Here is a 16,850-nt window from a genome sequence, read left to right on the forward strand (position 1 = left end):
TTAACCTCGGTAACCAAAGAGCCTTGGTAGGAATAGAACGAAGTCTGGCCAGTATGTGATTATCAAAAGAGCAAGGACCTCAAGAGGTATCCAATATTTTAACATTTCTTTGAAAACTTCTCCAACAGGTGTTCCACTGATGGCGCTAGTGATGTATCCTGTCTGTCCATAAGGTGGTGTATCGAGAGCCAGCATGAGATTTAAGGTCGTCACGATTCCAAAATGAACGAGGTCGATTCCAGCAGCTTGCACCAAGGGCAACAACATGGGAATCACTACAAGTTGAATGGCGGAGACGTCTATGAACATTCCGAGGATAAAGTAAAGAATGTTCGCACTCATTAGTAGGAGCCATTTGCTGTTAAGCAATCCCCATTTCATGAATGTTGTCGTCAATAATGCTGGAACCTGCTCACGGGACATCACATAACTGACGACAAAGGCAGCCGCGATCATAAAGCTTATATATCCGATATTCATCACGGTCTTGATCAATATTTTGTAGAGTTTTTTGGGTCCCAGTGTTTTGTATATAAAGGCGCTCACGAGTATCACGTATCCCACCACGACAGCGGCGGCTTCGGTGGGTGTGAAGATTCCTCCATAAATTCCTACCAGAAGGATCACAGGAGCCAAAAGCCCCGGGAAAGATCTAATAAACCCTTTCCACAATTCTCTGAAGGGAGCTCTTGTACCCATGGGATAATTTCTCTTCTTTGAAAGATAATAAACCATGAGCATTTCAAGCCCGCCAAGGAAAAGTCCGGGTAAAAAGCCAGCGAGAAAGAGGTAACCGAGTGAAGCGCCTGTCAGCATGGCGTAGATAACCATGGGAATACTCGGCGGGATAACAGGAGAAATAGTCGCCGAGGCGCACGTAACCGCGCAGGCGAAGGGACCATCGTAACCATCGTCGAGCATCGCTTTGATTTCTATGTTCCCGATACCGGCCACATCTGCAATTTCTGAACCACTGATCCCAGCAAAGATTATGCTTGTAACGATGTTGGCGTAACCAAGGCCTCCTCTCACGGGCCCCATGGCTTTCTTTACGAAATCGAAGATCTTATCGGTGATCTCTGAATCATTCATGATATTGGAAGCCAGTATGAATAATGGCACTGCCAGCAAAACATCCTTCGCTTGCAGCTGTATAGCCATGATGTCGGTAAGGGTGGATAGATTTATCCCACTGGCGATGAAATAGGCAATTCCTCCCATTATCATGCCAAAGGCTATTGGATATCCCAGCGCGAAGGTAGCTCCGAATATGATAAGAAAGAGCGTTACTCCCATGGTTTTTCCTCCATTTCACTAGCTTTTCCTGTTATGAGTTCCCTTAATTCTCTATAGATCCAGACTGAGTTGTGTAGCAGAATGAGAAAAATAAACAGAGGGAAACATAATAGTAGGTAAGTCCATGGAATTCTAAGCACGTCTGACCTAAGGTATTTATACCAACCAAAATTTTCTAGAACAGGAAAGAGTGTGATAAGCATACCGATATTGAAGATAATGTCCATGATGAGATCGATGATCAACTGCCCTTTTCTGGGCAGCTTTTCGTACAATATGTTGAAACGAATGTGGGATTTGTACCTTCTTGCGAGGGGAGCTCCCAAAAATACCACCCAGATGAACGTATAACCCGATATTTCAAAGAGAACGGGAGAAGGATAGTTGAAAACATATCTCAAGATTACCTGAAAAAACATACTCAAAAAGAGTGTAAATAATACCAGAGAGGCAAAGTGCACTTCGATCAGATCTATCAACCGGAGGAACAATTTCTTCATGTGATCACCTCTGTAACAATAGTAAACGGGCCCGCCTGACACGGGCCCGGCTATTTACTTTGTTTATTCAGTGTAGGGATACATTTGGATTTTCCTGTACATGCCTTCTCCCCATTTTTTGTCAAATCTTGGCTGGGAGTAGTATTCAGCAGCACGTTTCATGAAAGCATCTTTATCGGGGATGATTATTTCCATGTTGTATTCATCGACGAACTGTCCGAGCAATTTCGCTTCTTGTTCAAGAACGATAGAGTTCATGTAGTAACGCGCTACTCTCATGGCCTGTTTGATGTAAACCCTGTATTTTTCCGGCATGCTCTGCCACAGTTTTTCATTAATCACAGGGCAAATCATCCCGATTGAGTGATCGGTGAGCACTATATATTTCGTGACCTCGACGAACTTTGCGGCCAGGTCTGTTGGTAACGGATTGTCCTGCCCATCAATGGTGCCGGTTTTCAGTCCGAGATAGACTTCTCCAAATCCCATTGGTGTCGGCATCGCGCCGAGTGCACGACCCATATCGAGGAATGTTTCGTTGTTAGGCATCCTCAGCTTGATACCCTTCAAGTCTTCCGGTTTTCTAACCGCCCCTGCTTTTGCAGTGAGGTTCAATTCCCTCGTGCCGAGGTACCAAACATCGAGAACTCTCAGTCCCGATTTTTTGGCCAGCTTGTCAAAGTATTCCTGACCTATTGGGCCGAGCATTACTGAATACATGTGATCGATATTTCTGAAGACATAAGCTGCTCCAAATACGCCAAACTCTGGCATGTTACCGAGATCTGCAAACCACGACGGACCACCGTCACCTGCCATTTCCAAGTCGCCTCGCATGACGCCCAGCAGCGAGGTCTTCTGATCACCCAACTGTCCTGAGTGGAAGACCTGGACGATGATCTTCCCTCCGCTCAACTCTTTAACGACTTCGGCAAATTTTTGCATAGCAAGAACCTGGGGTTGCGTTGGTGCAGCAACTGTATTGAATCTCAACACGTATGTTGGATCTCCTGCGAGAATCACAACGCTCAGAAGCGTTAACACCACGGCAAACAAAACTAACCTTCTGACGTTTGACATACTTTCCCCTCCTTTTCACGAAAATTGGGTACCCTTGAATTTTGGTTACAGTTTTCCAATATTCTTTAGAGCTTCTTTTATTGTATTAATTTCATCAGCTGAAAGTTCCATTAACGGTGGCCTTACCCGGGAAACGGGTAATCCCGATTCTAGCTCAAAAGCAGCCTTAACCGCTGGTAGAGGATTCTCCAGTCTCCGATTTTTACCAAAGAAGGCACTGAAAAGCTTGTAAAGGGATTTAAATAACGCCACTGCCTCTTTGGTTTTACCAGAGAGAAAATCATCTATCACTTCATGCATTAGATCTCCGATCACGTGAGAGCCACCACTGACAACTCCCACTCCTCCCTGGCTTAGAACCGCAAGCACCATGAGATCGTCCCCGGAATAGACTGCTACCTTTCCGTTTGTTACTCTTATGAATTCCGAAGCCTGTAGAGGGTTTATACCTGCCTCATCTTTTACTGCAACAATATTTTCGTATCGTGAAGCAAGATCACTAAGGGTTTGTGGAGAAATATTTGCGCCGGTAAAGAGAGGGATGTTATAGACCATCACCGGAAGAGATGTATTCTCGCATACCTCGGAAAAGTGGTGGAAGATCCCTTCCTGTGTCGGTCTTGAGAAGTAAGGTACTATAACCATGGCCGCATCGTAACCAATACGCTCAGCTTCCTGGGTCAATTTGATGGTGTCTCCTGTAAATGCTGTGCCGGTACCGGCTATAAGGGGTATTTCGTCACCTACTTCGTCTTTTATTGCTTCGAAAAGTTTCACCCTTTCCTCGAAAGTGAACGTGTAAAATTCTCCATTGGTTCCCGCAACGATGATGGAATCGCAATATTTCTTGTCGATAAGATACCTTGCCACCTTCTTTGCAAGATCATAATCGATGCTATGATCTTCTTTGAAAGGTGTGCACATAGGAATAAGAACCCTTCCGAACTTCTCCACGATGTTCATATTCACCCCGCCTTTGTCTCATTTAGTGAAATATCATTTCTTCCAGTGATATATTAGCATTCCCTTTATAAAAAACCAAATTTAATCAGAACTGATAAGAAGACATTTGAACTAAATAAGGCAGTTTAGCGTCAAATATTTAAATATCACCTCCCCAAAGTCAAAGGCTTCCTCACAAGAGGAAGCCTTTGAGTTCGAAGATCAGGTTAATCACTTAAAATTTTGAATAGCGATCTTGCCTGAGATTTTTACCAGTTGATTATGTTCGTTAGTAATTTGTCGTTGTCATGCACATCAATGAAATTTCCACTCGCCAAGTAGTTATACACATCGTCAATAAACAACGTCACATCTCCGACCGCAACAACCTTTCCCTTTTTCAGCGTTTCAGCTGCTAATACATTGATTGTTGTTGAAATAGTGACTTTTTCTTCTGATTCGGCACCTGATACACCCAAAGGACTATTGGAAATTAGTGAGGGCGCTGATTCATAAGCCGAACCACTGGCAAAGGCGAGGGCTATAGCACCAGCTGTAGTATTGATAGAAGTTGTAGCGAAAAATGCTATTATGCTTAGACCTGCTGTAATCGGATGTGAAGCGAAATCGCTAACAGTTGGCCACATGGAATCCGAATCGTAATTGTTGACCGTGTCATAAACTGTTACGTCGTTAAAAGAAATACCTGAACCAAGATAGCTCAGCAGATCATTCAACACTGTGCTGTCATAATACGAATACCACTCACCGAGTACAATGAGTTTTCTGTTCATTAAGGAAAGGAAATTTGCGATTTTTTGCATCTCCGCTGTTGTGTAGTTATTTACTGGGGCGGGAAGGATGAGAATTCCATAATTTTCTGGGTTAAAACCATCGCTGGATGTGAAAGCGACAGTGTAGCCCATGGACTGCAACATCGTAATCATTGTGGCAAAAAAGGCTGCTCCGCCATAGCCATCGAAATCATATGAATTGTAGTGTGTGTCATCGATCAAAACACTTTTGGGCGGTCCAAAACATGGCAAGCTAGGAACACATGACGATAAAATCAGCCCGAGGACAAAAATCGAAATCAGTACGACAGCAATTTTTTTCATAATTCCACCTCCTTTCACAGCTCAAATTCAAGCAAACGTTTGTTTGTATATAGATTTTAACAACTTCACGGTATGATTCAAAGAATAATGCACACTCTAAAAAAAGAGTGTGTAAGAAGGTTCTACGCTGAGGAAAATGAAGGTTATGAGGTAGATTGTTGATAAAATAAGACTTCGTTCAAGCTGACTGCCTGTGAGCCATCAACGAATAAATGAGAAACAAAAATGCGGGGGCAGATACAAGTAGAAAGAAGGGACCGCCAGGGAACCTTCCTTTGAGAGCGTATTCGACGAAGTAGAACACAACAAGACATACAATGGAAATAACCGCCCCTGTTCTAGCGTATTTCCAGGATAAAATCATTCCTACTAGCACGCCCATGGGAAATAGGCTGAGTTCGAACCATTCTATACCAACCGGTCGGGGTTCGTTTGGATCCATGGCATATCCGATCATAAAGAATACGATGAATCCTATGCTTATAAGACTCCAGACCTTGGCGATACGTAAGAGCACGATGGCGTTTTTCATGCCTTTCACCTGCCTTTCGTTTGACAAGAGTAATGCCTTTAATCATATATCGTCATTCGGTTCAGAGATGAATACCTTTGTACCGAGCATTCCAGAATAATCAGACCATCTGCTTCCTTCGGGAACAGAATGTGCGAGTTCTTCAAATGCATCCACCTGTGCTTCAAGACGGTCGCAGTTGTGGATAATTATCGCTTCCAATGTCCGGGGCACAACAGGAGACCCCCATTCCTTCAGACCGTGATGGCTGGTGACAATATGAAACAGGTCACGTTCCAAATTAGCCGGGAAACCTTCTATCTTATCAATGACTTTCGTCAGTACTTTAATGCCCAAAACAATATGCTCTTCAAGTAACCCCGCATCAGTGAAATCGAAGGAAAAATTTTCATGGTCATACGTGAGTGCCTTTCCGACATCGTGAAGGAGGGCCCCTGTTATCAGCAGGTCAGTGTTCAAAGTACAATTTAGCGTGTTAACAGCTGCGAGACACAATTCTGCTACACGCACACTGTGCTCCAAAAGACCACCGATCCTGACGTGATGATTTCTGGTTGCAGCTGGTGCTCGAAAGAAGCCCATTATTTCCCCCTTTTCTGGGGAAATGGTTGCCTCGAGTAATTCTTTGAGGTGAGGGTTTTCTACTTTATTGATGAGTTCTATTAACATCTCTTTCAGTCGCTCAATGTCATGTGATACTGGAAGGAAAATGTTCTCTGCATTTTCAATATGCGAACTCAATTCGTTAAGGGAGTAGAGTTTACGTATCTTCAAGGAAATGCCGAATTTGTTGTAGGTGTAATCGGCGAACGCAACCATACCGGCGGTGGGTCTCTCATTTTCAGGCCACTTCCAGACGTTTGCGGATTGGAAGACTTTACTGTCTCTTATTGTGCAGGTGTAATATTTTCCTCCGGTTTTCTTGACTTTCTGGGCAACGTTTGTGAGAAGGAAGAAACCAGGTCGATTTTCTATGAAATTTTCGACATCATAGACGCCTTCAGAGGCTTTCTCTAGGATATCGCTTAACGTGGGAAACGCTCCCTTGCCTGTGTGTAACATGACATTTCCTCCTTTTGTGCGCGAGATTCACGGAAGTTCTGCGATACGTGTACCGCTCATCCTTTCCTGGAAGAAAAGAGCGTCGAACCACTTAAAAAATGCTTCGATAATGTGAAAAACATAATGAACATCGGAAGACTCGCGATCACAGCAACAGCCATCATCGCTCCTTCATTCGTGTATTTTTCCGAGGAAAACTTGATTATATACAGGGGTATGGTCTTCATCTCTTCGCTCTGGACTATTAATAACGGCCAAAGGAGATTATCCCACTGAGATCTGAAAGTGAGAATCGCCAACGTTGCCACAGCTGGTAAACTGTTTGGCATAATAATTCTCCAAAAAATGCTGAATTCGCTTGCACCATCGATCCTTGCGGCATCAATTATCTCATCGGGAAAGGTGATTAAATACTGTCTCATCAGGAATACACCAAAAGCATTTGTGAGGAATGGGACTATTAGTCCTGCATATGAGTCCTGCCAGTTGAAGCTGGTCACGATCAGGTAAAGTGGTATCATTATGGCTTCGAAGGGGATCATCATCGTTGTCATTATCAAAAGAAAAATGATTTTTCTGCCTTTGAAAGGGAACTTTGCTAATCCATAACCGGTAAATGCTGCCAGCAGAACGGTACTCACTGTTACTGTCGTGGCAACGATAATGGAGTTCATGATATTCCGGATGTATATGAATGAGCCATCATTCCCACGTATAGCTTGCCAGAAGTTCTGCCAGTAGAAAGTTTTCGGTATCCATGGGTAAGGAAGCCTCATGACATCGCTGGAAGGCATCAGAGAGGCTGTAAACATGAAGACGAGAGGAGCGAGTATTATCGTGGCAAAACCTATGAGAAATATCCATATAAATATGTCAACAATCAAAGATTGGGGTTTGGTTTTCCTCTTTTTGTGGGAAGAGAATTCCATCAACAGCACCTCACATATAACTTACTTCTTCAGATCTGGAAACTCTCAGTTGTAACCAAGTGAAGAAGAGCATGATTCCAAATAGGATGATACTCATTGCGCTAGCCCGTCCGATTCTGTGATCACGAATGGCTGTGAAATAAATATTAAGGGTTATAACGTCAATGGGGCTTCTTGGAGCTCCCGACTGAACGAACAGGTACTGGGTACTGAAAGTCTTTAAACACTGTATCATCGCGACTATTGAAACCAGAAGCGTTGTAGGTTTGATGAGAGGGAACGTTATGTGCCAGAATATCTGCCATGAGCTGGCGCCATCTATCCTGGCAGCTTCGTGGAAGTTCCTTGGAATGCTCGCCATACCCGCAATGAAGATTATCGTGAAGTAGCCAACATATTTCCAGAAATACACTAGAATTGTTGAGAACCGCACCATTCCAACGGTGGCGAGCCATTTGTGGTCTATTCCCGGTGTATTCATGATGAAGTTCAAAAACTGGTTTGCTAAACCACGGGGATCAAGAATGAGTAGCCAGATAGCAGCCGCCACAACCGAGGAAAGCACGGCCGGGGAATAATAGGCCATCTGGAAAAACTTCTGAAAGCGCTTTCTAGACATAATGAAGGCTGCGAAAACCATGCTGAAAACCACGAGCGGCACAAAGGTTCCCATTGTGAAAACAAAGGTGGCTTTCATGGAATTCCAGAAGGTCGGAGAGCTGAGCAGATATGTATACTGTTTAAGTCCCACGAATTTTGGTGGTCTCAACGAGAGGAGGTCTTTCTTAAAAAGGCTTGTATAAAAGGCGTTAGCTATTGGATAAAAACTGAATATCGAAAAGAACAACAGCGAAGGTGATACAAATATCCAGCCCCAGATGGCTTTCTTTCTTTCGATACCCCTGTGACTCCGTTTCTGCTTTCGAGGCACTTTTTCACGCTCCTTATAGAATCATAGAAAGCAGACCCCTGATGGGGTCTGCTTGAATATTACCATTCTTCCTCCAGTAATTCCTGCATTTTCATTTTGAGAACTCTTAGAGCAACCTTTGGAGAGGTTCTTGTGAGCATAACGGCTTCGATGACTTCTTTGAGATAATCCTGCATCATGGGAGCCCTTTCGTGAATGGTGATGATGTGGGACTTTGCCATGTCATTCAAGAAGACGTCTGCGTAAGGGATATTCTTGAATATATCAGATTCGATGAGCGCTTTTTTGGGTTGAATAAGACCAACCTTTGTGAGGTATTCTTCAGGATGGTTCAGCATAAAAGCGATGAACTTCCAGGCCCATTCCTGCTTTTCTTTAGAACTTTCCGCGTTGACCATGTAATAATGGCCATAATAAGCGCTGCCGAGGTCATTCACCGCGTCTTTAAATCTCGGGAAAGGTACAACCATCCATTCGCCACTGTTGTAGAAGTCGGGGTTATCTGCTCTAATCCTTCCTTCCTGATAGAGTCCCGTAAGACACATGGCAACAGAGTTATTGTCTTTGTTGAAGAGCTTTCTGGCATTTGTGTAGGTTGGTGAACCAAGGTTTCTGCCGTTGGGTCCCCACTCCTGGAAGTATTCCAGCACTTTCAGCCAGGCTTCATCGTTTATGATGGCAGTTTTCCCGTCTTCACTGAGGAATGCTCCACCCAGTTGTTCGACCATAGGAACAAGGAATGTCAGATAATAGGGATAACGGAAGTCGAAGCCACGTCTCTTAAGAATTTCTCCTTCTCTTATCACGAGTTTTTCAGATACTTCTAGCATCTCTTCCCAGGTCTTCGGGTAATCCTTTTCAGGATCGAGGCCCACTTCCCTGAAGTACTTTTTGTTGATAAAAATGCACCAGTTTGTCAGTTCCAGGGGTAGACCGTACAGCTTACCATTGTAAGTTACAGGGTCAAGCACTCCCGCCAGGTAGTCATCGTATATTGCTTGAAGGCTATCGTATCCCGCTGCTTTGGGATCTACGGGCGCAACCCTTTGGTTAACAATATAGGGGTACTCGTCGTTGATCTCCATGTTGAAGATATCGGGTCCTTTGTGAACAGCGAAGGCTGTTAGGATAGTTTCCTGGATTTTCCTTGAAGGATAGGTAACTCTTTTGATCGTTACGTTGGGATACATGCTTTCAAATTCTTCAATGTACCTGTTTTCAATTTCCGTTCTGTTGGGATCTTCATGCGTCCAGAAAAGAAGCTCAATCTTTCCAGCGCTTAGAAGCAGTAAAGAAAGCGCAAGAAACACAAATACCAATACAGTGCGTTTCATCATTCCCCACCTCCCGAAAGAAATTGACTTTCAAGTTCAAAAAACTAACGGGTACAAATGAATTCTATCACTTAGGAAGATGAAAACACTTTACGGGAGGAGAGAGGTACACTCTCTGTTTAAAGCGTATTTTTCCCGATATTTTCTATGAGTTTTCCCTTGGAATACTTTCCCGCATCAGCGAACGAACTCCTGCAAGGACTATCGGGGCAGTGATGATATAAAAAACTAGTAAAGCATTAGGACGTGTAATGTCATCTATAAACTGGCTCGTTATAAGAACTACCATCCCAAACAATCCAAGCCCGAACCATCTCCACTTTCTGGCGAGCTCCCCGAAGACAAGTACCAGAATCCCCGGTAGCGCCTCGATAAGTGCTTCGAAACTGAAGCCATGAGACAGGAAGACAAAAAACAAATACACCAACACCAGGACCCTGATACTGTAGCTGATCGTTTTATCTCTTGAGAGGGCCATCCCCATAAATACCAGTGCTTTAGTAACTATCGGTATCAATACGAAAGCTATGAGCTCGTCCCAGTTTAGGATGTTTTTCAACCCTATCTGCAATAATATGATGAGAATTGTCACTGCCAGTGCGGCTTTCGAAGAAATGGCATCGATATATCTTTCTCGTTCATCGAGATCTCTCATTACTCCGAAATCTCTCAAAAGAGGGAAAAGGAAAACGCCTGCTATTAAAAATGCAAACCATGGACTGACAGACTTCATGAGCCAGATTCCAGAGAAGATAAAGGCGAGATCCACAAATAACCTTGTCTTTCTACCGATCATCCCAATCACCTTCCTCTAGAGTGAAAAGCTCTTCCACCGAACAATTAAGAACCTTTGCAAGCTTTAAAGCCAGTTTCACCGATGGATTGAATTTCCCTTTCTCAACAGCAATTATCGTTTGCCGGCTAACGTTAACCTTGACCGCAAGTTCTTCCTGAGTGAGGTCTCCGCGTTTTACCCTGAATTCTTTAAGCCTGTTTTTCATTTCAATCCCTCCGGTAGTATTGTATATAAAACATTACATAATGTCAAGTATTATATACTTCGCGAAGATCCATTTAGTGCTCTATAATTGAGATGATGAAATCCATATTATATAGAAATGCTGGAATTCAAAGTTTCGCCTGAGGACATGAAGAAGTTCTTCAAGAGAACATACAAGGCAGATTTGGGAAGCGAAGGAGGTTCGAGATGAAAAAAATACTCGTCGTGGACTATGGCTCTCAATACACGAGACTCATTGCGCGGAGATTGAGGGAGCTCGGTGTTTACAGCGAAGTCGTACATCACAGTGATGATGTTGAAACTGAGGATCTAATGGGAGTTATTCTTTCAGGTGGACCCCGTAGCGTGACCTCAAAAGGGGCACCTTCGTTACCGACCTGGCTTAGAGAAGTGGATGTTCCTATTCTTGGAATCTGTTATGGTATGCAATTGCTGGTTAAAGAATTTGGGGGACTTGTAGAAAAAACCGAAACTGCTGAATATGGAAGAACAGAGGTAATAGTGAAAAAACCGGCGTCTATTTTTGAAGGCATATCCGAGCGGTTGAATGTCTGGATGAGCCATGGAGACAGCGTTGTAAAAGTTCCGGAAGGTTTTGAAGTTATCGCTGTCACAGAAAACGATATCCCCGCGGCCCTCAGTTCATTGGATGGAATGATCTGGACGCTGCAGTTTCACCCGGAAGTAAAACACACTGAAATGGGTATGGAAATAATAAATAACTTTCTTTTCAATATATGCCACGCTGACAGAAATTGGACTATTGAGGATTTTTTGGAAAGGAAAGTTGAGGAAATAAGAGAAGAAGTTGGTGATGGGAAAGCTATTCTAGGGTTATCCGGTGGCGTGGATTCATCCGTAGCCGCGGTACTCGTCCACAAAGCCATAGGAGACAGACTGATTAATATCTTCGTGGACCATGGATTATTGAGGTTGCACGAAGAAAAAGAGGTACCCATGGTCTTCAAAGACAAACTCGGTTTGAACCTCGATGTAGTTAGAGCGAAGGACCGCTTTCTCAAGCGGTTACAGGGTGTTACAGATCCGGAAGAGAAACGGAAGATTATAGGAGAGGAATTTATCAGGGTATTTGAAGAAGAGGCGGAAAAACTCGGGGGGAGATTCCTCGTTCAGGGAACGATCTACTCCGATGTAATCGAAAGTGCAGCATCAGGCAAGGAAACGGCAAAGATCAAGTCTCACCACAACGTTGGCGGTCTACCGGAAAGAATGAATTTAAAAATAATAGAGCCGCTCCGGTATCTTTTCAAAGATGAAGTCCGGAGACTGGGAGAACTCCTCGGGATTCCTGGAGAAATACTCTATCGCCACCCATTCCCCGGTCCCGGCCTGGGAATCAGGATTATAGGAGAGGTAACTGAAGATAAGCTTAGGATACTGAAAGAAGCCGATGCGATATTCATCGAACTCCTCAAAGAGAGCGGCTGGTATGAAAAGGTTTGGCAGGCTTTCGCTGTTCTTCTTGACCTCAAAACAGTAGGTGTGGTGGGTGATGAAAGGGCATACGAATACGTGATAGCACTCAGAGCTGTAAACAGTGTAGAGGGTATGACTGCCGATTGGTCGAAACTCCCCTATGAGCTCCTCGATGAAGCGGCACGTCGGATATGTAATAGGGTAAAAGGTGCTGGTCGGGTGGTGTATGATATCACTTCCAAACCACCTGCAACGATTGAATGGGAGTGAAAACCTCGAAATATCTTTAGAAGTGAGTGGTTGACGATATTGAGGTTTTGGAATGTGTTAAAGTGATTTCAGGAGGTGGTTTAAATGTTGAGCACAGGTGATATAGCTGTTGATTTCGAACTTTTCAATACAGAGCTGGAGAAAGTGAAACTCTCGCAATTCAAAGGAAAGAAAGTGGTCTTGGTTTTCTACCCCGGTGCCTTCACGAGTGTCTGCCAAAAAGAACTGTGTGCGTTCAGAGACAGCATCACGAATTTTGAAAAACTCGATGCTGTGGTACTGGGTATAAGTGTGGACAGTCCCTTTGTAAACAAAGCCTTCAAAGAACAAAATATGATCTCTTTCGAACTTCTTTCAGATTACGGCAGAGAGGTTTCGAGAATGTATGGAGGTGTTTACAAAGATTTCGCTGGTATGGAAGGATATAGCGCTTCAAAAAGGAGCGTGTTTGTGATAAATCCTGAAGGCATCATCACATATAGTTGGGCCACAGACAACCCTGGCGAAGAACCCGATTATGAACGCGTCTTCGCCGAAGTTGAAAAACTCAATTAACTCTCAAGGGATTTATAATAATTCCACAGCTTTTTAGCTTCCTCCAGAGAAATTCTGGTCTCTGAGAAAAGCCAGGGTTTTCTTTTTGAAATCTTGTTGTTGACTTTTCTGAGGATTGTATCAGGGGTTACATCGTGTTCCCGGGCGTATATCCAGGCCAACAGAAGCGCGTCGTAAACTATATCACCCACTTCAAAAAAGGCTTTGGTCCAGTTCTTCACATCGAGTTCGGCTTCGAATTCTTCAATTTCAGAGATCAGCTCTTTCAACGCATCTTCTATCGTTTGTTGTGAACCCCAGGGACATCTATCCATATTTCTTTCCACTATTTCCTGCAACTTCAAAATTTCTTTTACGGGGTTTTCCAACAGAATATCCACAACATTTGCAAGATCCATCTTTTTCAGGTTTTCTCCGGTCATCTTAACCCAGTTAGCTTCTCTGGCTTCTTTAAGTCGGGAAATTGGAGGAATTATATAGAAAAGCAACAGCTCATCGTTATCGGTTATGTACTTCTCTCCAAAAAGTTTTCCAATCTCCACTTCAACGCCCAGAGAACGTAAGAAAAACGTCTTCAATTCATCGCGGGGTTCTCCCGAAACCACTTCTACAACAGGAAGGCTTAGTCTTCCAAATTTTTCCAGTACCAATACCTTTTCATTGTGTTCGCACACCCCTATCGCAAGTAATCGCATTCATATCACCCCCACCAATATTCTACTTCCAAACGGAAAGAATCAGGTCAGTTTGTTTACTGCACTCCATTGTCTTTTTAGAATTATGCTAATATTGCAATGGTTATCGTAGGAGTTTCATTCTGATTTTCTATGGATATGTTCAATCAATAGTATTGACGAAAAGAGGGGGAGTTTCAGCTCGTTTTCTTGTAATAAACGTGGAAAGGTTTTTCGTTGTTTTTTGCCTGATACATGGCTTCATCGGCTTTACGAAGCAACTCTTTTAGATCTTTGCCATCCTGTGGGAACGTTGCTACCCCAAAGCTAGCGGAGATTTTCAGAGTTTTTCCTGATATGTTGAAAGGCTCCTTCAAGCTGGCCAGCAGTCTTTTTGCAGTCTCAATGGCACCTTCGCTATCAGTATCGGGTAAGAGGAACACGAACTCGTCGCCACCAAACCTTGCGACCACATCGCTTTCCCTCAAAGAGGATTTAAGGCGATCAGCGATCTTTTTCAACAAAGCATCGCCGATTTCATGTCCATAAGTGTCATTGACCTTTTTAAAGCCGTTGAGATCTAAATATAGCACGCTCAGTGGTTTAGCCTGCCTTTTCGCTAAAGCCAATTGTCGTGAAGCATATTCATATAGGAATCTTCTGTTTGGAAGATTTGTAAGTGCATCATGTGTGGAGATGAATTCCAATTTCTTTTGCTTACCTCTTAATTCTCTTTCAAGCTGTAAACGTTCTAAAAGAACACCTATCGTTCTACCTAAAATCTCCGCCATTTCCAGAGCGATATTATCGAAAGCTTTTGTTGTTTCAAAGTTGTCCAGATTGAAGAACGCTCTGATTTCTCCGTCGATTTCTATTGGGATGGAAAGTGCCGCTTTTATCTCACGTATTTTGCCTGCTTCCAAAAGGATTTTCAACCGGTCATTGTCCAAATCATAATCGCGGGAAAAGTCTTTAATCACAAGCACTTCATTTGTTCCAGGATGAATCAGCTCCTCAGGTTTAAAACGAATTTGGCTCAATTTCTCGAAATCGTAACCAATAGCTCCAACAATCCTGTATTGCCCATCCTCATCTTTCAAAAAGAGAGCCCCGGCCTGTGCATTCGGTATAGCATTGACGCACTTTTCCAGTATATTTTTGAATGGGTTTTCATTGAAATTCCCCTGGAGAATGTGTGTTAAAGTTTCGTTCAAGATGCGGTGGAAATTCACCCACCTCTGGAGTAAAACCTTGTCTTCTTTTAATTGAGTAACGTCCCTGCTAACACCAACAATTCCTACAACGTTGCCGGCGGAATCGTAGAGAGGGGAAAGTTTTGTCTGGAAGTGCATAACCTTGTCCTTCAACTGCAGGGACCATTCGTACACCTGTATTTTTCCCTTCAAGACCTCTTCATTAGCTTTCATGTGGATTATCCCGCTCTCACCAAATAGCTCTAATGCTGCTTTACCCATGTAGTCATCGAACTTTATCCCCAAATTTTCAGCCCAACGACCGTAAAGTCCTGTTACCCTGAAATTCCTGTCCAGCGTGAAGACAAAATCATCCATCGAACTGACCAATCCGCGGAACTTTTCTTTACTCTTGAACAGTTCCTCTTCAAACTTCTTGCGCTCGGTTACGTCTTCACCTGAACTTAACGTACCGTAGATTTCACCACTGTCGTTCTTCAAACTGGTGTTGTGCCATGCGATGAGCCTTTCTTCGCCACTTTTCGTCAACACAGGGATTTCAAAATATTCATAAGGTTCTAGAATACCTGAGATAATCGAATCGAATAACTTCCTAGCGCGTTCTCGTACTCTTTCAGGGATGAAATTGTTGAACCAGTTTTTGCCGAGTATTTCATCCTTGCTGTACCCCAAGATGTCAGAACCTTTTTGGTTTATCAGTTCCACATTTCCATCTTTATTGATCACGACCATGATGACTCCAGCGATATCGAAGTATTTCTTTGCCCTATCTCTTTCCATTTTGAGCAGTTCGATGTATTTCTTTCTTTGAGAGATATCTCTCACGACGCCCTGGATATATATGGGATTTCCATTTTCGTCTTTCACCAGAGCAACATTTATCTCAACAGGAATTTTTGTGCCATCTTTTCGCACTAATGTTCTTTCGTAAATAGGAAGATAGCCTTTTTCCTTCAACATCTTCAGCTTCTTTTTAGTGTCCCCGATCTCATCCTGGGAGATTATCTTATTGATATCCAGTTTCTGGACTTCATCTGAGTTATATCCCAGCATTTCAGTAGCTTTTGCATTAATCTCAATATCACCGGTTCTCAGGTCTTTTATAACGACGGCGTCATTGTTGTTTTCAAAGAGTGCTCTGTATTTTTGCTTTTCTTCCAGCAATTTCTTTTCCATAGTTTTCCTTTCAGAAATGTCCCTGATTGTCGCCTGAATGAATGCCTCTTTGTTCACGTTAAATTCGCTCATGTTAACTTCTGCATCAAATGTTGAGCCGTCACATCGAGAGAATCTCCACTCAAAAAACTGAGGCTTTCCCTGATAGGCGAAATAGAGTCTTCTAAGAATCTCACGTGTTTCTCCGTTTGGTTGCTCTTTCGAGGAGAGAGCATCCAGTGTTTTCCCAGATAATTTTTCCTCTTTGCATTTGAATAGTTCCAGTGCTTTTGGATTGCAATCAATAATTTCGTTCAATTTGATTATCAAAATCGCATCGTTTGCACTTTCGAAGAGAATCTTGTACTTTTCTTCAAGCATGCGGGTTTCTCTTTCTTTGACAGCTTCTTTCACTGCAAAGAGATACAGCCCCCACACGACAAAAACAATTCCGGCAGAATTGAAGAATAATCCAAGATACGAGCGTATGGTTGGTGATTCCTTCGTGAAGTTTTCCAGTAGATTCAATAGCATCCCGTAACTGAAGAGCCCCCACCCAAAGGTAAGTGGTGCGATTTTCGCATCCATAGCATAATAAAAGCCAAAGAGAAATGCTGCCAACAGGAAGCTGTGTGAGAGAATGTCAGGTAAATCCAGCGAACCACTTCTGGGGAAAAGTGCAACCCATACAATCATAGTCACAACTGCTATGAATCCCCAGATTAAGAAATTTTTTCCTTTTCTGTGAAGTTCATGCATTCACTTTTCTCCCCGGTGCTTAGGTAATGACTCCTTTATCA

At 43.2% G+C, this 16,850-nt stretch carries 16 protein-coding genes; 2 read left to right on the forward strand and 14 right to left on the reverse strand.

Features of this window, described 5'->3' with window-relative positions:
• The 12 genes from IX53_RS03560 to IX53_RS03615 form a co-directional block, all read right to left on the reverse strand.
• Complete coding sequence (locus tag IX53_RS03560; RefSeq protein ID WP_047754188.1) at nt 1-1,296, reverse strand: TRAP transporter large permease; 1,296 nt, start codon at nt 1,294-1,296, stop codon at nt 1-3.
• The gene (locus IX53_RS03565) at nt 1,287-1,796 is read right to left on the reverse strand and encodes a TRAP transporter small permease (RefSeq protein ID WP_047754189.1); all 510 of its coding nucleotides are present in this window, start codon (nt 1,794-1,796) and stop codon (nt 1,287-1,289) included. Before IX53_RS03565 ends, IX53_RS03560 begins: the two co-directional genes overlap by 10 nt.
• 63 nt (nt 1,797-1,859) lie before the next feature.
• Nucleotides 1,860-2,876, reverse strand: a complete 1,017-nt coding sequence (locus IX53_RS03570; RefSeq protein ID WP_047754190.1) for a sialic acid TRAP transporter substrate-binding protein SiaP — start codon at nt 2,874-2,876, stop codon at nt 1,860-1,862.
• 45 nt (nt 2,877-2,921) lie between these two features.
• Complete coding sequence (gene dapA, locus IX53_RS03575; protein ID WP_047754191.1) at nt 2,922-3,839, reverse strand: 4-hydroxy-tetrahydrodipicolinate synthase; 918 nt, start codon at nt 3,837-3,839, stop codon at nt 2,922-2,924.
• 248 nt (nt 3,840-4,087) lie between these two features.
• Nucleotides 4,088-4,936: a hypothetical protein gene (locus tag IX53_RS03580; RefSeq protein WP_047754192.1), complete on the reverse strand. Its 849-nt coding sequence runs from the start codon at nt 4,934-4,936 to the stop codon at nt 4,088-4,090.
• A 178-nt stretch (nt 4,937-5,114) separates the two neighbouring features.
• Nucleotides 5,115-5,468 carry a DUF7670 domain-containing protein gene (locus IX53_RS03585; protein ID WP_047754193.1) on the reverse strand — a complete coding sequence of 118 codons (354 nt, stop codon included), beginning with the start codon at nt 5,466-5,468 and terminating at the stop codon, nt 5,115-5,117.
• 42 nt (nt 5,469-5,510) lie between these two features.
• Nucleotides 5,511-6,530: a 3'-5' exoribonuclease YhaM family protein gene (locus IX53_RS03590; protein ID WP_053001138.1), complete on the reverse strand. Its 1,020-nt coding sequence runs from the start codon at nt 6,528-6,530 to the stop codon at nt 5,511-5,513.
• Nucleotides 6,531-6,586: 56 nt separating this feature from the next.
• The gene (locus IX53_RS03595) at nt 6,587-7,459 is read right to left on the reverse strand and encodes a carbohydrate ABC transporter permease (protein WP_047754194.1); all 873 of its coding nucleotides are present in this window, start codon (nt 7,457-7,459) and stop codon (nt 6,587-6,589) included.
• 10 nt (nt 7,460-7,469) lie between these two features.
• Nucleotides 7,470-8,390 (reverse strand): carbohydrate ABC transporter permease, encoded by a 921-nt coding sequence (locus tag IX53_RS03600; protein ID WP_047754195.1) that lies wholly within the window; start codon nt 8,388-8,390, stop codon nt 7,470-7,472.
• A gap of 59 nt (nt 8,391-8,449) precedes the next feature.
• Entirely contained in the window at nt 8,450-9,724 is a 1,275-nt protein-coding gene (locus IX53_RS03605; RefSeq protein ID WP_169746225.1) for an extracellular solute-binding protein, read from the reverse strand.
• A gap of 145 nt (nt 9,725-9,869) precedes the next feature.
• Complete coding sequence (locus IX53_RS03610; protein ID WP_047754197.1) at nt 9,870-10,520, reverse strand: hypothetical protein; 651 nt, start codon at nt 10,518-10,520, stop codon at nt 9,870-9,872.
• Nucleotides 10,510-10,725 carry a helix-turn-helix transcriptional regulator gene (locus IX53_RS03615; protein WP_047754198.1) on the reverse strand — a complete coding sequence of 72 codons (216 nt, stop codon included), beginning with the start codon at nt 10,723-10,725 and terminating at the stop codon, nt 10,510-10,512. The genes IX53_RS03610 and IX53_RS03615 overlap by 11 nt, the downstream gene beginning before the upstream one ends.
• A gap of 206 nt (nt 10,726-10,931) precedes the next feature.
• Between IX53_RS03615 and guaA the strand changes: the two genes are divergently transcribed.
• Both guaA and IX53_RS03625 read left to right on the forward strand, forming a co-directional pair.
• Complete coding sequence (gene guaA, locus IX53_RS03620) at nt 10,932-12,452, forward strand: glutamine-hydrolyzing GMP synthase (RefSeq protein WP_047754199.1); 1,521 nt, start codon at nt 10,932-10,934, stop codon at nt 12,450-12,452.
• A gap of 84 nt (nt 12,453-12,536) precedes the next feature.
• Entirely contained in the window at nt 12,537-13,007 is a 471-nt protein-coding gene (locus tag IX53_RS03625; protein WP_047754200.1) for a peroxiredoxin, read from the forward strand.
• Here IX53_RS03625 and IX53_RS10485 read toward each other — a convergent pair.
• Together IX53_RS10485 and IX53_RS10490 are read right to left on the reverse strand one after the other, a co-directional pair.
• A complete protein-coding gene (locus tag IX53_RS10485; protein ID WP_053001139.1) occupies nt 13,004-13,702 on the reverse strand; it encodes a MazG nucleotide pyrophosphohydrolase domain-containing protein in 699 nt (232 codons plus the stop codon). The two genes, IX53_RS03625 and IX53_RS10485, sit on opposite strands and share 4 nt — an antisense overlap.
• A gap of 176 nt (nt 13,703-13,878) precedes the next feature.
• Nucleotides 13,879-16,809, reverse strand: a complete 2,931-nt coding sequence (locus tag IX53_RS10490) for a PAS domain S-box protein (RefSeq protein WP_053001141.1) — start codon at nt 16,807-16,809, stop codon at nt 13,879-13,881.
• Nucleotides 16,810-16,850: the final 41 nt, after the last annotated feature.

This window comes from Kosmotoga pacifica (assembly GCF_001027025.1).
GTDB lineage: Bacteria > Thermotogota > Thermotogae > Petrotogales > Kosmotogaceae > Kosmotoga_B > Kosmotoga_B pacifica.

Bases quoted from the DNA above. Each gene is read 5' to 3' on its own strand.
- IX53_RS03585 (WP_047754193.1), bottom strand. From the start codon at position 5,468: ATGAAAAACGCCATCGTGCTCTTACGTATCGCCAAGGTCTGGAGTCTT.
- IX53_RS03605 (WP_169746225.1), bottom strand. From the start codon at position 9,724: ATGAAACGCACTGTATTGGTATTTGTGTTTCTTGCGCTTTCTTTACTG.
- IX53_RS03580 (WP_047754192.1), bottom strand. From the start codon at position 4,936: ATGAAAAAAATTGCTGTCGTACTGATTTCGATTTTTGTCCTCGGGCTG.
- IX53_RS03625 (WP_047754200.1), top strand. From the start codon at position 12,537: ATGTTGAGCACAGGTGATATAGCTGTTGATTTCGAACTTTTCAATACA.
- IX53_RS03615 (WP_047754198.1), bottom strand. From the start codon at position 10,725: ATGAAAAACAGGCTTAAAGAATTCAGGGTAAAACGCGGAGACCTCACT.
- IX53_RS03610 (WP_047754197.1), bottom strand. From the start codon at position 10,520: ATGATCGGTAGAAAGACAAGGTTATTTGTGGATCTCGCCTTTATCTTC.
- IX53_RS03595 (WP_047754194.1), bottom strand. From the start codon at position 7,459: ATGGAATTCTCTTCCCACAAAAAGAGGAAAACCAAACCCCAATCTTTG.
- IX53_RS03565 (WP_047754189.1), bottom strand. From the start codon at position 1,796: ATGAAGAAATTGTTCCTCCGGTTGATAGATCTGATCGAAGTGCACTTT.
- IX53_RS03570 (WP_047754190.1), bottom strand. From the start codon at position 2,876: ATGTCAAACGTCAGAAGGTTAGTTTTGTTTGCCGTGGTGTTAACGCTT.
- IX53_RS03590 (WP_053001138.1), bottom strand. From the start codon at position 6,530: ATGTTACACACAGGCAAGGGAGCGTTTCCCACGTTAAGCGATATCCTA.
- IX53_RS10490 (WP_053001141.1), bottom strand. From the start codon at position 16,809: ATGCATGAACTTCACAGAAAAGGAAAAAATTTCTTAATCTGGGGATTC.
- guaA (WP_047754199.1), top strand. From the start codon at position 10,932: ATGAAAAAAATACTCGTCGTGGACTATGGCTCTCAATACACGAGACTC.
- dapA (WP_047754191.1), bottom strand. From the start codon at position 3,839: ATGAACATCGTGGAGAAGTTCGGAAGGGTTCTTATTCCTATGTGCACA.
- IX53_RS10485 (WP_053001139.1), bottom strand. From the start codon at position 13,702: ATGCGATTACTTGCGATAGGGGTGTGCGAACACAATGAAAAGGTATTG.
- IX53_RS03560 (WP_047754188.1), bottom strand. From the start codon at position 1,296: ATGGGAGTAACGCTCTTTCTTATCATATTCGGAGCTACCTTCGCGCTG.